Origin of the sequence: Chitinophaga alhagiae, assembly GCF_003568665.1 — a bacterium.
Taxonomy (GTDB): Bacteria; Bacteroidota; Bacteroidia; order Chitinophagales; family Chitinophagaceae; genus Chitinophaga; species Chitinophaga alhagiae.
Genome location: NZ_QXMH01000003.1, coordinates 368,829 through 385,419, shown reverse-complemented (window position 1 = coordinate 385,419; position 16,591 = coordinate 368,829). Strand labels below are relative to the sequence as shown.

The following is a 16,591-nucleotide window of genomic DNA, read 5'->3' as shown; positions in this document are numbered from 1 at the left end:
TGGGAAATTATAACGTAAATGTTATAAAATATTTGGCAGCTTATAACGGGTATGTTATATTTGGGTATGCAACCATTGTTTGTAATTGTTAACCACTGGAAAATGAAGTTTTCAGAATTGTACCGGATGCTGGAGCGGGACGGGTGGTATTTAAAGCGAACGAAAAAGCATCACTATTATGTACACCCCCAAAAAAGCGGTAGGGTGGCAGTAGGTAAACATGTTAGCAAGGAGGTGCCCACGGGTACCCTGCAACAGATCATTAAAGTGGCCGAACTAAAAAACCGAGGCCGCAGCTTAAAACGATATTTATGAAAAAAAGAAAGATCACCGTCATTATTGAAGCATCCTCTACCGGTTTCGGCGCCTTTACAGAAGATGACTTTCCCTGTATAACCGGGTATGCCAATACGGTTCCCAAGGTAAAGGCAGACTTCCAGGAGGCCATAAAGGGATATCTTGAAATGGACCACGAAGAAGGCGTCAATGACCCCCGCCTCAACAACGGTGAACTCGAATTTGTCTACAAATATGATCTCGAAAGCATTTTTGCCCACTTCGGGATGCTGGAGATCACCGCCTTTGCAAGAAGGGTAGGCATGAACGAGTCCCTGATGCGGCAATACAAGGCCGGTCTGGCCAAAGCCTCGGACAAGCAGAAAAAGAAGATAGAGGACGGGCTGCATGAGCTGGGCAGGGAGTTGCAAAGCGCACGGCTGGTGTATAAAAAGAAGAAGTGAAAGATTCCGCTTTTTTTAGCGCCATAAATTAGTTAAAATTGGCGCAATGACAGACCACGAGCTGATCAAACAATTACGCGACGGGGATGAACAAGCCTTCAGGGAATTGTATGCCCGCCATAGCCGGGAGGTCTTCGGTTTTGCCTATCACCTGACCCACTCCGCCACGGATGCCGAAGATATTTTGCAGGAAACCTTTCTCCGCCTCTGGACCGGCCGGGAACAACTGCCGGACATCCAGCACGCCGGTAACTACATTTTCATGATAGCCCGCAACAAAACGGTAGACTACCTGCGCAAAGTATCCCGGCAACAAAAGCTGATCAACCAGGTATGGAGCAATATGTCTGCCACCGTGGCCGGGCAGGCCGAAGAGCCAGACGGGCTGCTGGATGCCAAGGAATACCAGCGGCTGGTGAACGAAGCGCTGGCGCAGCTATCTTCCCAGAAACAGGACGTGTACCGGCTCAGCCGGCAGCAGGGCCTGAGCCATGAGGAAATAGCCGCGCAAATGGGGCTGTCCAAAAGCCGGGTAAAGAACCTGCTGGTTGAAATACTCAAACACATCCGCTTTTTCCTGGCCCGCCATTCCGTACTGATGGCGGTACTGTTTCAACTGTTGACTGAAATGCAGGCGACGAGATAAGCTGCTGCCCCCGGTACCATCTACCCGTACTGGTGAACAACTGGAGCATTCTTATTGCCGGAGCTTTCCTTTTTTGCCTGAAAATCAACCTTCCCCAAAATATTTTCCTTCCCCGCGGTCCCTCCGCTTTGCACAAACGTCTTTACGTTAGAGCGCAAAATCTGCATTATGCCACAAGACCTGTCAAGAATCAACATACTGCTGCAACGTTATGTGCAGAAAACCTGCACCCGGGAAGAGCTGGATGAATTGTTTGCCCGCATTGCGGAAATGCCGGACAACGACACCCTGCAGCAACTGGTAGAAGAAGCCGGCCTGCATATGCCGGCAGCGGCGCAGCTGCCGGAGGTAGATTATGAAAGCGTTTACAACAGCATCATACAACGCCCGCCGGCTAAACGCCGCAAGCTGTTCACCTTCAGCAGGGTAGCGGCAGCGGCCGTTATTTTGCTGCTGGCCGGCGCGGCCTACCGCTGGTGGCTGCCCCGTGAAACCCGGCAGGCAACGCCCCCCGTCGTGCAGCAACTGCTGGCAGATGTGGCGCCGGGCGGCAACAAGGCCACCCTTACGCTGGCAGACGGCTCCACCGTTACGCTCGACAGTACGGGCCAGCGCGAGATCAATACCGCGGATACGCGCGTTACCCAGCAAAACGGGCAGTTGCTGTACGGGGAAGATGCGGAGGCCCCCGGCCTGCAATACCACAAGCTCAGCACGCCCCGCGGCGGGCAGTTCAAGGTAACCCTGCCAGACGGTACCCGTGTGTGGCTCAACTCCGCCTCCTCCCTGCGTTACCCCACCGCCTTTACAGGAAAAGAAAGAACAGTGGAGCTGGAAGGCCAGGGATACTTTGAAGTGGCGCAGAACGCCACACAGCCTTTCAAAGTAATGGTACAGGGCATGGAAGTACAGGTGCTGGGCACCCACTTTGACGTGATGGCCTACGGAGATGAAGCTACCATCAACACCACCCTGCTGGAAGGCGCTGTAAAGGTAAAGGCGGGAGAGAACGTTCGCCTGCTGCAACCGGAGCAGGAAGCCGTGCTGGACCGCCAAAGCCGCCGGGTAACCGTGCAGCAGGCAGACGTGAAAAAGGTGATGGCCTGGAAGAACGGGCTGTTCGTGTTCAACAACATGGCCCTGCCGGCCATTCTGCGGGAAGTGGCCCGCTGGTACGATGTGGACATTGTATACCAGGCAACGCCCAGCAGTGAACTGTACGGCGGGGGCATATCCCGCAACCTGCATTTGTCTAACGTGTTGCACCTGCTGGAAGCCAGCGGGTACAATCATTTTAAAATAGAAGGGAAAAAGATAGTTGTGCTGCCCTGACGCAGCAGGTATATACAACCAAAATTACCGGAAGCGGCCCGGAACTGCAGTCTGGCCCCGTTTCCGCCCAAAGGGTGCGCAAATAAAAACCGGAAGTGCGGCAACACTCCCGGCTGGCATTTGGCACGCTTAAAGAATTATGCTGATAGTTCATTTAAGGTATCACCAAACACCACAAAAGTATGCAATTCAGTTGTAATGTAGCTGCCCGCCCTCGCCGCGGGCTGTCAACCAAAATTATGCTGGTTATGAAACTGACCACATTCCTTGTACTCGTTACCTGCCTGCAAGTGAGCGCCACGGCTTACTCCCAGAAGGTTACACTGTCCGTAAAAAAGATGCCTTTGCAAAAAGTGCTGACGGAGATCATCACACAAACCGGCGTTTCCATTGTGTATTCAGAAAGAGTGCTGGCGTCTGCCAGCCCTGTTTCCATACGTGTTAAAGACGCGCCCGTGCAGGAGGTGCTGGAGCTGTGCCTGAAAGGCCAGCAGGTCACCTATGCGCTGGAGGGCAACAGTTTTGTGATCAGGATGCGCCGGGAAGCCGCTGCACCGCCCGCCGCCGCGGCAGACAGCCTGGTAACGGTTACCGGCCGGGTATCTTCGGCAGACGGTTCGCCGCTGCCCGGCGCCACGGTAATGGTGCGGGGCACCCGCAAGGGCACGCAAACCACCGAGCAGGGCATGTTCCGGTTAACGGAGGTGCCGCCCGGCGCCGTGCTGGTGATCAGCAGCATTGGCTACAGCACGCGGGAGGCGGCCATTCCCGCCAACGGTGGCGCCATGAACATTACGCTGCTGGAAGATACCAAAAGCGTGAGCGAAGTGGTAGTGGTAGGGTATAGCAATAAAAAGAAAAGCGAGCTGACCAGCGCGGTGAGCACGGTTTCTTCGGAAAAATTGAAAGACGTGACCACCAACGATGTAGGCTCCATGCTGCAAGGCAAGGTAGCCGGCCTGCAGGTGGTGAACAGCTCGGGGGTACCGGGCAGCGCGGCGGAGATCAGGCTGCGCGGCGTCAGTTCCGTGAACGCTTCGCAAAGCCCCTTGTATGTGGTAGATGGGATCATTGGCGGCAGCTTTGACCCGAACGATGTGGAGAACATTTCCATCCTGAAAGATGCGGGCGCCACGGCCATGTACGGCTCACAGGCTAACGCCGGGGTGATCATTGTGACCACGAAGAGGGGGAGCGCGGGCAAAACCCGCTTTGAGGCCAAAGTGACATCGGGCCTGCGTACTCCTGACTTTGGTAAAATGGACATGATGAACGGCCCGCAGCTGTACGAACGGCATAAGGAGTTTTACCGCGACTACATTCCCGGCGCGGCGGATAACTCTTACAAAATAGACCTGCTTAAATTTTATGCAGAGCGCCCCCGTACCTTGCGGGACCAGAACTACAACTGGCTGACCACCATGTTCAAGCCCGCCCCCGTGAACAACGTGTTCATTTCCGCCAGCGGCCGCAACGAAAAAAATGAATACTATACCAGTATTTCCTATTACAACGAAAAAGGCACTTTTCAGAATACGGGTTTCCAGCGGCTCAACCTGCGCGGCAATTCCACGCACCATTTTTCCAAAAGCGTGAGCGTTACCAACAACGTGAACCTCAGCGCGGCCACGGGCAAGAGCTTCAACTATGAAGACGTGTTTTACGCTTACCTGAACATGCCCTGGGATAATCCGTATGACAGTACCGGGCAGCCGATCTATGTAGACGGCAATTCTCCGTTCCGCTGGTGGTCAAGGGACAAAACGAACCCCATGCACACCATCCGCAATTCCCATCATACCTACAAAAGCTTCAGCGCCAACTATGATCTGAACCTGGAGGTGAAGATCACTGACTGGCTGTCTTTTTCCAGCACCAACCGCGCGGCGGTGAACTATAATAAAGGCACAGATTATTACGCTCCCGTGGTGGCCGGCCAGTACAATGGCACCGGCTTCCTCAACGAACTGGGCACGCTGGGGTACGGCATTATTTCCAATGACCTGTTAAAGTTCAGCTTCCGCAAAGGGGACCATTCCATTAGCGGCCTGGCGGGCATTGCCATCGAAAACAGTAAAACGGAGGTGGTGGGCGCTTCCGGCAGGGGATTGCCTGAAGGGCTTTCCGTGCTGAACGTGGTGGCCAGCAACCAGCTGGTCAGCGGGTTCAACGACGCGGCCATCATACAATCATTTATTTCACAGGTAAGTTATGGCTACCGGGACCGGTATTTCCTCACCGGCTCTTACCGTGTAGACGGTTCCACCGCTTTTCCGGCCAGCAACCGCTACGGCTCGTTCCCGGCGGTGTCCGCGGCGTGGCTCATCAGCAATGAGCCGTTCCTGCAAGACCATCCTGTTGTCAACAACCTGAAACTGCGCGCCAGTTATGGTGTAACCGGTACGCAAGACATCGGCTCCTCCCGTTACCTGGGCCTGTATTCCCTCAGCAGCCAATACAACGGCTCCTCCGCGGCCACGCCTTTGCAATTACCCAGCCCCAACCTTACCTGGGAAAGCAAACACCAGGTGAACGCCGGGCTTGAGCTGGGCCTGTGGCAGCGCGTCAACCTCACGCTCGATGTATACAATAACGTGACCAGGAACCTGCTGCTGCAGGTATCGCAACCGCTCTCCGTGGGCTTTGAGCAGCGCTGGGAGAACGCCGGGGAAATTGTGAACAAGGGCGTGGAAGTAACGCTGAACACGGTGAACATCAAAACGCGCAATTTTGAATGGAGCACGGATTTTAACATCAACTTCAACTCTAATAAACTGCAGCGCCTGCCTAGTGATATTACCCGTACGCAGCCTACCTGGAGCATTTCACAGATATACCGCAACGGGGGCAACCTGTACGAGTTCTACATGCCCAAATGGCTGGGCGTAAATGCGGAAACAGGCGCCCCGCAATGGGAAGTGATCAACCGGGATGCGGACGGGAAAGAGATTTCCCGGGAAGCCACTTCCGAATATGCCCGCGCTACCTACCAGGAAGTAGGCTCCGCGCTGCCCAAACTGCAGGGCGGCATTACCTCCTTCTGGAAGTACCGCAACTTCTCCCTGAGCGTGAATGCCTATTTCCTGTCCGGCAACAAGGTGTTCAGCAACGCGCTGCGCTTTGTGATGAACGACGGGCTGGAGCCTTATTACAACCAGATCGTGCTGCCTAAAGGCTACAGTACCTGGACGAAACCGGGAGACGTGGCCACGGAGCCCAGCCCGCAGCACTCCGCTAACGCTACGGAAACGTCTACCCGCTTCCTGAAAGACGGCAGCTTCCTCGCCATCCGCAATATTGCGCTGGCATGGGCGCTGCCCACTGAATGGACAAACAGCATAGGGCTGGATGCGGTAACGCTTTCCCTCACAGCAGACAATGTGTACACCTTCACCCGCTTCCTGGGGCAAGACCCCGCTACCACCATTACCGCGGGGAGCTTTGTGATGCCCGGCCTGTCTGACTTCAAATATCCCAACAACCGCCAGTACCTGTTTAACATCAACATCCGGTTCTAGCTAAAAACTGAAAGATCATGAGAACGAAACTTATCCTCAGCATATTGGCAGTATCTCTTTCTTTTACAGGCTGCCTGAAAGATGTGAACCCGAGCGACGCGCTGAACACCGGTACGCTCACCGGCTCTGAGAACGGCCTGAAGCAGGCGCTGAACGGAGCTTATGCGCTGTTCAAAGACCATGTGTCTTTCAACGGCACAACAGATGGCAACAACATGTACCTGCGCCAGTATTTCCAGATGAGCGATTTTGCGGGAGATGATATTGTATGCGGGCAGACCACCACAGATCCGCTGTATTACAGCTTCTCGCTTGACCATACGGCCACGCAGACCAACAGCCGCTATTTCTGGTACATTTCCTACAAGATCATCAATGACGTGAACACGGTAATAGAGTCGGCTGAAAAAATAGCCAACCCCTCTGAAGACGTGCGGCAGCTGATAGGGGAATGTTATTTCCTGCGGGCGTTCTGCCACTTCAACCTGGTACGCTTTTACGCGCGGCCCTATACCCAGAACCCGGATGCCCCCGGCATTATACTGCGCACGGCCGTGAGTGACCCGTCACAGAAAGCAAGGGCCACCGTGAGGGAAGTATACGCCTCCGTAGTGGCAGACGCCATTAAGGGCGCGGAGCTGATGAACCAGCCGAGAGGCGTGCAGTTTGCTTCTAAAGAAGCGGCCTGGGCGTTGCTGTCAAGGGCGTACCTGTATAAAGAAACGAATGACAGTACGGCGTACTATGCAGACAAGGTGATCGGCTCAGGCCGTTTCACGCTGGAAACAGCGGCCTCCTTCCCGCAATTGTTCGCCAACGCCGTTGCCGCCAAAGAGACCATTTTCTGTGTGGCTTTTACGGCGGTAGATGATTACGGAAAGGCCGGTTCTATTGCTTCCATGCTGTATTCTGACGGCAATTCGGGCTGGGGTGAAGAGTTTGCCTCACAGTCCCTGCGGGATACCATGGCGGAACATATGGAAGATGTACGCTGGTCTTACATTGTACCGCTGAAAGACGGCGGCGGCACGGTGCAGAAAAAGAACGGCATCGAGATCTATTACATCTCGAAGTTCTCCTTCCAGGGCGGCAGTCCTACGCTCAGCTCCCCGATCATGTTCCGCCTGGCGGAAATGTACCTCAACAAGGCGGAGGCGCTGGCCAAATCAGGCAACACGGCCGATGCGCTGGACAATGTGGACATGGTCCGCCAGAACCGAGGCCTGCAGGGCGCGCTGTACAACCGTCAGTTACCGGCCGGTAAAACCGCGCTGGACGTGGTACTGAAGGAGAGGAGGATAGAGCTGGCATTTGAAGGGCACCGCAATTTTGACGTGTACCGCAATAACCGGGAGCTGAACCGCCGCTACTGGGGGTACCACCTGCCCGGGCTGAAAGAGTCTGACATCAACCTGGCCGCGCAGCCTGCGGGGTATGCCAATATGGTAGTACAGCCAGCCGCCAGCCGTGTGATCTATTACATACCCATAGATGAGGTGCAGACCAACAAGCGCTGTGAACAAAATCCCTGATCGTTTCATTTCAAGCCGTACAACATGAAAACATCCAAATATATTCTGCAATACCTGCTGCTGGCCTGCGTTGCTGCCGGCTGCAAGAAAGATGACGCCAAGCCGGAACCGGACATTTTTTACCAGGTGAGCATTGAAGACAGAACCGTTACGTTCACCAATGAGACCACCGGCGCCGTATCTTACCGCTGGGATTTTGGGGACGGAGAATCTTCCACGGAAGAAAGCCCGGTACATACCTATCCCGGCAAAGGCAAATTTGTGCCGGTACTGTACGCCAGAACGCAAGACGGGCGGGAGTACGAAGGCGCTACCGTTATCTACATCGCCAAAACATCTCCCGTGAAGCTGAACGATAACTCGCTGGCAGACTGGGATAACGTAACGCAATACGAATCCGTGACCGGCGCTGGGGAAAAGTTTTTCCGCCGCGCCAAGGTGGACTATGATGCGCAATACATCTACCTCTACCTGGAAGTGGAAAGCAAACAGTCTAACGGCGACATTTACGACATTTACCTTGACACGGACAACAACCCCGGTACCGGCTACCAGATGGAGATTGCCGATGCCGGTTACGATGTGCTGCTGGAAGGCACCATCCTGGGCGACTGGCTGGACGCGTTCAACCACAAGGGCGCGCAAAATGCTTTCTCCTTTGATGCCGCCGGCGCCACGGAATTTTACACCGTGGGTACGGTAGAGGAAAGCGGCGGACTGATGAAGTTCGAGATGCGGCTGGTGCGCTCCAAGCTGAAGAACCTGGCCACCACGCAGGCATTCCGCCTGGGCATCATGGCCACTAAAAACGATTGGTCCGCCACCCTGGGCCGCCTGCCTGAAGCAGGCAAGCCGGCCCTGCAAATCAAGTTCGAATAGCCGTTATGATGCTACCTAAGCAGGAAGGCAGGTTACTCTCGCTGGACGTGATGCGGGGCATCATCATGCTGCTGCTGGCCGGCGAGAGCTGCCGTTTGTATGAATCCTTGTATGAACTGGAGTGGGGGCACGCCTGGAAAACCTTTGTAGGCCAGTTCTTCCACCATCCCTGGCATGGGCTGCGGTTCTGGGACCTGGTGCAACCCGCCTTTATGTTCATGGCCGGCGCCGCCATGTACATTGCCGTGGAGCGGAAACGGAGCAAAGGCGTGCCCGAAAGCAGCAATTTCAGGCATATTGCCTTGCGCAGCCTCAAATTGTTTTTGCTGGGCACGGGGCTGCACTGCGTGTACCAGGGCAAGCTGGTGTGGGAGCTGTGGAACGTGCTCACCCAGCTCTCCTTTACCACACTGGTAGCTTATTTCCTCATCCGCCGCTCTTTCCGCACGCAAATAACCGTTGCGTTGCTGATGATCCTCCTGAACGATGCGCTGTACCGCCTGGTGCTGCTGCCCGGTTTTGACCAGCCGTTCACGCAGGGCCACAACTTTGGCACGTATATAGATACGCTGCTGATGGGAAAGATCAACCCAGACGGGTGGGTGGCCTTTAACTGTGTGCCCACCGCCGCGCATACCATATTGGGCGTGAGCGCCGGCAAGCTGCTGATGGGGCCTTACCCTAAAATAAGGATACTGGCCATTGCGGGGTTGGCAGCGCTGGCCCTCGGCTATGGGCTTGACTGGACGGGCATTTCACCCATCATCAAAAGGATCAGCACCGGCGGTTTTGTGTTCGCTTCGCTGGGGTGGGTATTACTGATACTGGCCGCGCTCTACTGGTGGATAGATATCAAAGACCACCGGCGGTACACCTGGGTGGCGGTAGTGGTGGGCATGAACTCCATTTTCATTTATATCTTCTTTGAGACCCTGGGCATACAATGGCTGAACGGTACCGTGGGCATATTTGTGAAAGGCGTTACCGGCTGGCTGCCACAGGTATACCAGCAGGTACTGACGGCGGTGTGTACGCTGGCGCTGGAATGGTACCTGTGTTACTGGCTGTACAGGAAGGGGATCTTCTTTAAGTTGTAGGGAGGGTATTATGCAAAGCCCCTCAGTTTGTGAAGCTGGGGGGCTTTGAATTATTCTGAAGAGGTATTTCAATGGGCATAGCTCCTTAGTTCCCATTATCAATCTTATATAGTAAAAAGTGATCTTGTTAACGATCTCACTTTTTTTTGGTGAAATCAGAAAATAAGCTATTTTCGATCCGCCTAACTAACAGTTGAACAATTAACAGACCCTGGAGAAATTGCCAGAACAGCCTACGGAATTACCCAAAAGATAACCTTGTATATTGTTTCCTCCCACTAAAGCACTTTGTTATGACAAAGCATGTTCTACTCTTTTTTTGCATAATTGCTTTCTCTGCTTTTTCTATTATCGTTTCATGCAATAAGCAGCAACCGGCGCCTCCCGAAGCCACAATAGACCTGCAAAGCAAATTTGACAAATTTAAAGATGTAAAGATTTGGACAGAAAGTATGCTCTCAGAAATCGAAGCATTTGCCGGATCTGTTCCGGAACTAAAACTTGAAGACCGACGTCTTTTATGGGATCAATTAATTAAATATAAGGAAGGTAATGATAGCATATTCCAGATCCCAATTAAAAGTAAAACTGCAAGATTTTATACAGCCCGAACGCCGGGACAAGAACGTAAAATGCCAGATAATGGTAGGGACGATCTTGGATATAGTTATCTTGTTGTGACGAAATATGGAAACGGACGTATGGATTTTGCCGTGATGACAATTCAAGGTAATGATGAGTTTATCAGAAGGTCTGGTAATAATTTATCCGGGTATAACTATAGAAATGTAAAGTCCGATTTTTCAGGATTTGTACTTTTTCATACCTGGACGGGTCTATTTCTTAATGGTTGGCAATACTCAAATGGCAGGGTTACCGGAAAGATTACTGCACCATCTGGAAGCTCTGCCGGCAGACGACTGGAATGTACCACTGTAACGCTTGACTGGTATTGTCAGGTTTGTAAAGATTGGTATACCAATGGCACCTATACACATACCCAATGTGGAGATTGGTATTACTGTGGCCCTGCCGCCGAAATGTTCTTTTGCGTGGATTTTGAAGAGCCTGGAGACCCCTCTAGCGGTGGTAGTGGAACACCGCCTGCCGGCAGTTATTTAAGTCCCTGGAAAGGTGCTGCTGGTGCGTCGTATCTTTGTGAGGCAAATTCGATTCCGATGGTTAAGGTGGGTAATAGCTGGACGGGTCAAATTGATTATGTAAGACCTCGATTTGTCTATGAGCACGTTGATCCGACGAAACGCAGGGATTATCCATTATCACAAGGGCAGATGTGCATTACCATTCCCTATGCATCAAATGCTGCATTTGCGTCTGAACTTTTCAGGACAGCCCATAACCAAGCTATTGATATTACTATAGATAGACTGAATCAGTATGGAGAGTTCGCAACGGCCACTATGGCTCAGAACTTTTTTAGAGAAGAGGTGGAGGAATTGCTTAAATTATGGCATCCAAGAGCGGCCGTTACATGGGGAGGGCCTTGCCAGGGTGGGGTTCCTAGAACTGAAGCAAAGTATGGATCAGCTTGCAATTAATAACCGCAAATATTATTTGTTGTATTTTTATGAACTATGCAAAGAGAAGATTTTTATACACTTATGCAAGCAATTGCAAAGTATTATCCTGTGGGAATAGATATTGATCCCAAGAGCTACCCAGGATACGATTACTGGTGTAAAGCTGCGGAAGGTAAAATCAATCGAATTATTGCAGGTGACCGTACTCCTTGGAGGGGTTTTTTATCGATACTTCAGACAGTAATGCAATTTACTGGAGATGATCCTGATTGTTCATTCTGGCAATTCCCATCCCTTTCTTTTAGACTGGAATTGCAAAAGGTTGAAGATGAATACTATTCAAGGGTGCAAACATTTTGTTTTGACATATCTCTTTTGACGGAAGTATACACTATGTTCGTTGAAGATAGTATTTCGACCAAGTTTGTGAATGGAGGTATAGCCGGTAAGCATCCTGCTTTTTACATTGTATCAACTCAAACGAAAGAAAGTGATATCTTCCAGCGATATTCAAAGGCAGTTTCGGATAATATCGGTGAATTTTTTCCAAACCACAAATTCATAGGGCACTATGGGGTTTTCGAAAGAGAAGTAGCCTCTTGTGTACCTTATCATATTAATCATTTTCCAGGTGCTCAATATTCCATATACGATTTCTTGTTTTCTTCAGCTTATACAAGCTTGAGACATAAATTAAATATTGAACTGTAATATGGAGAGGGAGTATTTAGCGTATTCCCTCTCTATTAACATGTAGCTGGACATCCATTATGAAGATATTAACTTATGCTTGCCTGGGAGTGTCTGCCAACAACCATTGGGTAGCTTATTAATAAGAACCTTTTACTAACGCTTCATAAAAAAGCCCACGAAGCGAAAAAGAGATAGGCGATATGTTGTTGAGTATCAACAGGTACTCCTTGAGCGGGAAACCGGGCTCGAACCGGCCACCCTCAGCTTGGGAAGCTGATGCTCTACCAAATGAGCTATTCCCGCAAAAAATCCCCGGAGGGCGGACAAATATACAAACTGTCCGAATTATTCAATGAGGGCGGGCGAAAAAAAATTATCGCCCTCCTTACCGGTAAAAGCAGGGAATGGCCTTCTAATCGGGCCACCGGGTTGCTGCTCACAAAAAAAGCGGCTCACCGCCGCTTTCCATTATGATTTAATGTCATGTTATGCCGTTTGTCCCAATTTCTGCATCAGCCAGCTTTCTTTCAGCGGTATCAGCCAGTGGTTTTCCAGCTCGCTTTTGGTTTGTACGGTATTGTTGAGGTAGAGCGTGTCCCTGGAAATGTACCCCTTCTCCAGCGCGTAGCCTACCTGCGCCATGGGCAGCAGTTGCAGCTTGTCTTTCACCAGGAAGCCCAGCAGCAGCCGGTCAAACAGGTTTACGTTGTACTGCCGTTCCAGGCTTTTGATGATGCGCACGGAGCTGTCTGTGCTGCAGCCGCTTACTTCTGATTCCGTTTCGTCCGCCATGAGCACTATCACCTGATCAAACAGCAGGCGGCCCCAGCCTTTTACGGGTACGCCGTGGGAGTTCCACTGCGTGGTGAACTGATGTAACTGCTCCTCAATTTCTTCGGCTTCCCTTTCCCCGAAAGGGCGGTTGCTCTGGTATATCCACACCCTGGAAGAGGGTGAAAAATCTGCGGGTAATATATGTGTAATATCGGTGTTCATACTGCAAAGTTAAAGGAATTATCAGATACCGGCACTGCCGCCTGTCATTACTGGCGCCGTCTGGATAAGATGGCTACTGCTGCATGTCTGTGGCAATAATTTCGGCAATGTCCAGCACCTTTACCTCTTCTTCTTTTCCGGCTTCCTTTACGCCATCTGTCAGCATGGTCATGCAGAAGGGGCAGTTGGCGGCAATCACGGAAGCGCCGGTGGCCACGGCCTCGCGGCCCCGTTCAAAGTTCACGCGGGTAGTGCCTTTTTCTTCTTCCTTGAACATTTGCCCGCCGCCGGCGCCACAACACAGGCCTTTGCTGCGGCAGCGTTTCATTTCTACCAGGTCGGCGTCAAGCATTTCCAGTACGGCGCGCGGGGCTTCGTAAATATTATTGGCACGGCCCAGGTAGCAGGAGTCGTGGTAGGTGATCTTTTTACCTTTAAAGCTGCCGCCTTCCTTTATTTTGATGCGGCCTTCGTCTATCAGCTGCTGTAAAAAGGTGGCGTGGTGTATTACTTCGTAGTGCCCGCCCAGTTCCGGGTATTCGTTGCGCAGGGTATTGAAGCAGTGGGGGCAGGCGGTCACGATCTTTTTAACGCCGTAGTTGTTCAGCACCTGTATGTTGTTGTACGCCATCATCTGGAACAGGAACTCGTTGCCAGCGCGCCGGGCGGGGTCTCCGGTGCAGGCTTCTTCCTTGCCCAACACGGCAAAGCGGATGCCTGTGCGCTCCAGTATCTCCGCAAATGCACGGGTAATTTTCTGCGCACGCTGATCAAAGCTGCCCGCGCATCCTACCCAGAAGAGCACTTCCGGCGTTTCGCCATTGGCAAAATATTCGGCCATCGTTTTTATCTGCATACAATTCTTTTTTCGGTTAGTGAGCCCAGGCGTCACGGTCATCAGGGCTGAATTTCCAGGGGGCCATGTTGTTCTCGATATTGGAGAACATCATGTTCCACTCCGCCGGGGCGCTGGACTCTTCCATCACCAGGTGGCGGCGCATCTGCAAAATGATGTGCAGGGGATTGATGCTCACCGGGCATTCTTCCACGCAGGCCGCGCAACTGGTGCAGGCGCGCAGCTCTTCTTCCGTAATATAATCGCGCAGCAGGCTTTTGCCGTCTGCTTCCCCGTTCTTCTGTTGGCCTACTTGCTCCAGCCGGTCCCGCGTTTTCATCATAATGAGCCGGGGAGAAAGCGCCTTGCCGGTTTGTGTAGCGGGGCAGGCGGCGGAGCAGCGACCGCATTCGGTACAGGCGTAAGCGTCCAGCAGGTTTTTCCAGGTAAGGTCCTGCACGTCTTTGGCGCCAAACTTGGGCACCGTGTCTGACGCGGGCGCATTGGCGGCCAGTTCCGGCTGCATGGCGTACAATACTTCCTGCTGGATGGCGGGCATGTTCTCCATTTTGCCTTTGGGCCGCAGGTCTGAATAATAAGCGTTGGGAAAGGCCAATATGATGTGCAGGTGTTTGGAAAAAGGGAGATAGTTCAGAAAGGCCAGCACACCCAGTATATGCAGCCACCAGGCGCCGCGCTCAACGGCCAGCAGCGCGCTGTCTGACAGGCCGGACAACAACGGGGCAAAGTGGCCGGTGACCCAGAAAGGGCCCGTTGCGTAGTAGTGTTCCGCGCCGCGGCTTTGCAGCACCTGGTCTGCCGTGTTCATGGTCAGGAACAGCAGCATCAGGATGATCTCTGTGAGCAGGATGTAATTGGCGTCTGAGCGCGGCCACCCGTTCAGGTCTTTGCTGATAAAACGTTTCAGTTTCAGCAGGTTGCGGCGTACCAGGAAGATGAGGCAGGCGCCGGCCACCAGTACGGCCAGTATCTCGAAGCAGCCGATCAGCACGCTGTACAGCGCGCCCATGTAAGGCGCAAAAATGCGGTGGGTGCCGGCCATGCCGTCAATAATGATCTCCAGTATCTCGATGTTGATGATCAGGAAACCCGCATATACGAAAAAGTGCAGTACGGCCACCAGGGGATTGCGGAACATTTTTTTCTGCCCGAAGGCCAGCAGCAACAGGTTCTTCCAGCGTAGCGCGGGCTGGTCATTGAGCTGCACGTCCCTGCCCAGTAATATATTCCGCCTGATGCCCAGCGCCCTGCGTGAAAATATATATATTGCCACGCCAAGGGCAATGAGGAAAAGTAACTGACTGACAATTTGCATATCCTTGATTTGACCGGTTGTTATCGCAATTTATGTATTTTTGGCTGCACAAAACCGCAATATGGAAAATAAGAACGTTATCCTGACGCAAGAGGCAATAGAAAAGAAGATAGAACGGATTGCGTATGAAATATATGAACACAATTATGATGAGCCTTCTGTGATACTGGTCGGCATCTGGGACCGCGGCTCCATTCTCACCAACAAGATTGCCGCGCACCTCCGCCGCATTGCCACTTTCAACATAGAAGTGATGGAGATCAGGCTGGACAAACAGGCACCGCGCGAAGTGACCATTTCCCAACAGGCGGACTTTACCGGCAAAGTGATAGTACTGATAGATGATGTGGCCAACTCCGGCCGTACCATGCTGTACGCGCTGAAACCCTTCCTGCAATACCTTCCCAAGAAAATACAGACGGCCGTGCTGGTAGACCGCCGCCACAAATCATTTCCGTTATACGTTGACTTTGTGGGCTACAGCCTTTCCACCACCTTGCAAGACATGGTGATGGTAGACGTAGACGGGGAGGAGATACGTTCTGCTTACCTGGTGTAACGCACCGTCAGAATTTCAATGCATGTAATTTCAATTGTCCAGCGCCGTTCACCTCCAGCGCAGGAGCCGGTACTTTGATCATGTTCAGTACCTGGAAGAGGATCTTTACGCCCTTATGGCGGGTGGGTATTTTGGTGAAGTCCACATCCGGTGAAAGAAACACCCGGCGGGTACGGCGGATGTGGGAGTAGCTGTATAGTACGTCTTCGCCATCTTCCCAGTTATTGCCCCTTGCGCCATACAATCCTTCCACGCCATAACCCACCGCCACGTTGAGCCAGCGGGGCATGTTCTTTTCCTGCAACAGGCTGGAGATGTTCATGGAGAGCCAATAGGTTTGTGAATTGTAATCCTTGAGCGTTCTTTCTACCAGGCGCGTACCAAACTGGTCAATAGCGCGCGCCCTGAGCACGGGGTCCCGGTAATGCACCGGCGTGGAGGAAAATTTAAGCTGGAAGCGCTGCTCGTTCCAGGCCAGCTCCTGGCCGATCATGATGCCGGCGCCGAGGGCATTGGCGCCCATGTCTCCCCAGGACCAGCCCCATTGCGCGGAATGCGCGTCAAGAAATTCTATGACGGACTGGAAGGCAAACCCGCTCAGGCCGCCTATCCATATTTGCTGCTTGCGCGGAAGCCCGCTCCAGCGCCATATTTCACGACTGTATTTGGAGAAAAGATAAGCGCTGTACACATGGCCGAACTTGTCCATTTGCAGCCATTCCCCGAAATCGTTGATGGTATGCAGGCTGCGTTTGGGATAGTCTTTATACCAGTACTTGTTCAGCACCAGCAGGGAGCCGGTATAGGCGGCCGCGGAACCGGCGGCCAGGGTCCACACCCGGGCGGGCATAACGGTATCAGGCACATCAAAGAAACCTTTTTTGGCG

15 protein-coding genes and 1 tRNA gene are annotated in these 16,591 nt (G+C 52.5%); 11 read left to right on the top strand and 5 right to left on the bottom strand.

Going from position 1 to position 16,591, the window contains the following annotated elements:
- Positions 1–51: 51 nt before the first annotated feature.
- From D3A97_RS25375 to D3A97_RS17845, 10 genes are all read left to right on the top strand, one after another.
- Positions 52–315, top strand: a complete 264-nt coding sequence (locus D3A97_RS25375; protein WP_369073542.1) for a type II toxin-antitoxin system HicA family toxin — start codon at positions 52–54, stop codon at positions 313–315.
- A complete protein-coding gene (locus D3A97_RS17885) occupies positions 312–740 on the top strand; it encodes a pilus assembly protein HicB (RefSeq protein WP_119079888.1) in 429 nt (142 codons plus the stop codon). The genes D3A97_RS25375 and D3A97_RS17885 overlap by 4 nt, the downstream gene beginning before the upstream one ends.
- 46 nt (positions 741–786) lie before the next feature.
- Positions 787–1,386, top strand: a complete 600-nt coding sequence (locus tag D3A97_RS17880; protein ID WP_119079887.1) for an RNA polymerase sigma factor — start codon at positions 787–789, stop codon at positions 1,384–1,386.
- A gap of 168 nt (positions 1,387–1,554) precedes the next feature.
- Positions 1,555–2,718, top strand: coding sequence for a FecR family protein (locus D3A97_RS17875; RefSeq protein ID WP_119079886.1), 1,164 nt, complete (start codon positions 1,555–1,557; stop codon positions 2,716–2,718).
- 248 nt (positions 2,719–2,966) lie between these two features.
- Entirely contained in the window at positions 2,967–6,236 is a 3,270-nt protein-coding gene (locus D3A97_RS17870; protein WP_119079885.1) for a SusC/RagA family TonB-linked outer membrane protein, read from the top strand.
- A gap of 17 nt (positions 6,237–6,253) precedes the next feature.
- Positions 6,254–7,768 carry a RagB/SusD family nutrient uptake outer membrane protein gene (locus D3A97_RS17865; RefSeq protein ID WP_119079884.1) on the top strand — a complete coding sequence of 505 codons (1,515 nt, stop codon included), beginning with the start codon at positions 6,254–6,256 and terminating at the stop codon, positions 7,766–7,768.
- A 24-nt stretch (positions 7,769–7,792) separates the two neighbouring features.
- On the top strand, positions 7,793–8,647 hold the full coding sequence (locus D3A97_RS17860; RefSeq protein WP_119079883.1) for a PKD domain-containing protein: 855 nt from the start codon (positions 7,793–7,795) through the stop codon (positions 8,645–8,647).
- A gap of 5 nt (positions 8,648–8,652) precedes the next feature.
- Positions 8,653–9,744: an acyltransferase family protein gene (locus D3A97_RS17855; RefSeq protein WP_119079882.1), complete on the top strand. Its 1,092-nt coding sequence runs from the start codon at positions 8,653–8,655 to the stop codon at positions 9,742–9,744.
- 293 nt (positions 9,745–10,037) lie between these two features.
- Positions 10,038–11,303, top strand: a complete 1,266-nt coding sequence (locus D3A97_RS17850) for a hypothetical protein (protein WP_119079881.1) — start codon at positions 10,038–10,040, stop codon at positions 11,301–11,303.
- 36 nt (positions 11,304–11,339) lie between these two features.
- Complete coding sequence (locus D3A97_RS17845; protein WP_119079880.1) at positions 11,340–11,996, top strand: hypothetical protein; 657 nt, start codon at positions 11,340–11,342, stop codon at positions 11,994–11,996.
- 212 nt (positions 11,997–12,208) lie between these two features.
- Here the strand turns inward: D3A97_RS17845 and D3A97_RS17840 are convergent.
- The 4 genes from D3A97_RS17840 to D3A97_RS17825 all read right to left on the bottom strand — a co-directional run bounded on the left by D3A97_RS17840 (position 12,209) and on the right by D3A97_RS17825 (position 15,145).
- Positions 12,209–12,281: transfer RNA gene (locus D3A97_RS17840), tRNA-Gly, on the bottom strand.
- Positions 12,282–12,464: 183 nt separating this feature from the next.
- On the bottom strand, positions 12,465–12,974 hold the full coding sequence (locus D3A97_RS17835; RefSeq protein WP_119079879.1) for a hypothetical protein: 510 nt from the start codon (positions 12,972–12,974) through the stop codon (positions 12,465–12,467).
- Between the two features lie 73 nt (positions 12,975–13,047).
- Complete coding sequence (locus D3A97_RS17830) at positions 13,048–13,830, bottom strand: (Fe-S)-binding protein (protein WP_119079878.1); 783 nt, start codon at positions 13,828–13,830, stop codon at positions 13,048–13,050.
- A 16-nt stretch (positions 13,831–13,846) separates the two neighbouring features.
- Positions 13,847–15,145, bottom strand: a complete 1,299-nt coding sequence (locus D3A97_RS17825; protein ID WP_119079877.1) for a 4Fe-4S dicluster domain-containing protein — start codon at positions 15,143–15,145, stop codon at positions 13,847–13,849.
- Between the two features lie 61 nt (positions 15,146–15,206).
- On the opposite strand from D3A97_RS17825, the gene D3A97_RS17820 reads away from it, so the two are divergent.
- On the top strand, positions 15,207–15,704 hold the full coding sequence (locus tag D3A97_RS17820) for a phosphoribosyltransferase family protein (protein WP_119079876.1): 498 nt from the start codon (positions 15,207–15,209) through the stop codon (positions 15,702–15,704).
- 7 nt (positions 15,705–15,711) lie between these two features.
- On the opposite strand, the gene D3A97_RS17815 is transcribed toward D3A97_RS17820, so the two are convergent.
- Entirely contained in the window at positions 15,712–16,569 is an 858-nt protein-coding gene (locus D3A97_RS17815; protein WP_157986612.1) for a DUF2279 domain-containing protein, read from the bottom strand.
- Positions 16,570–16,591 lie beyond the last annotated feature (22 nt).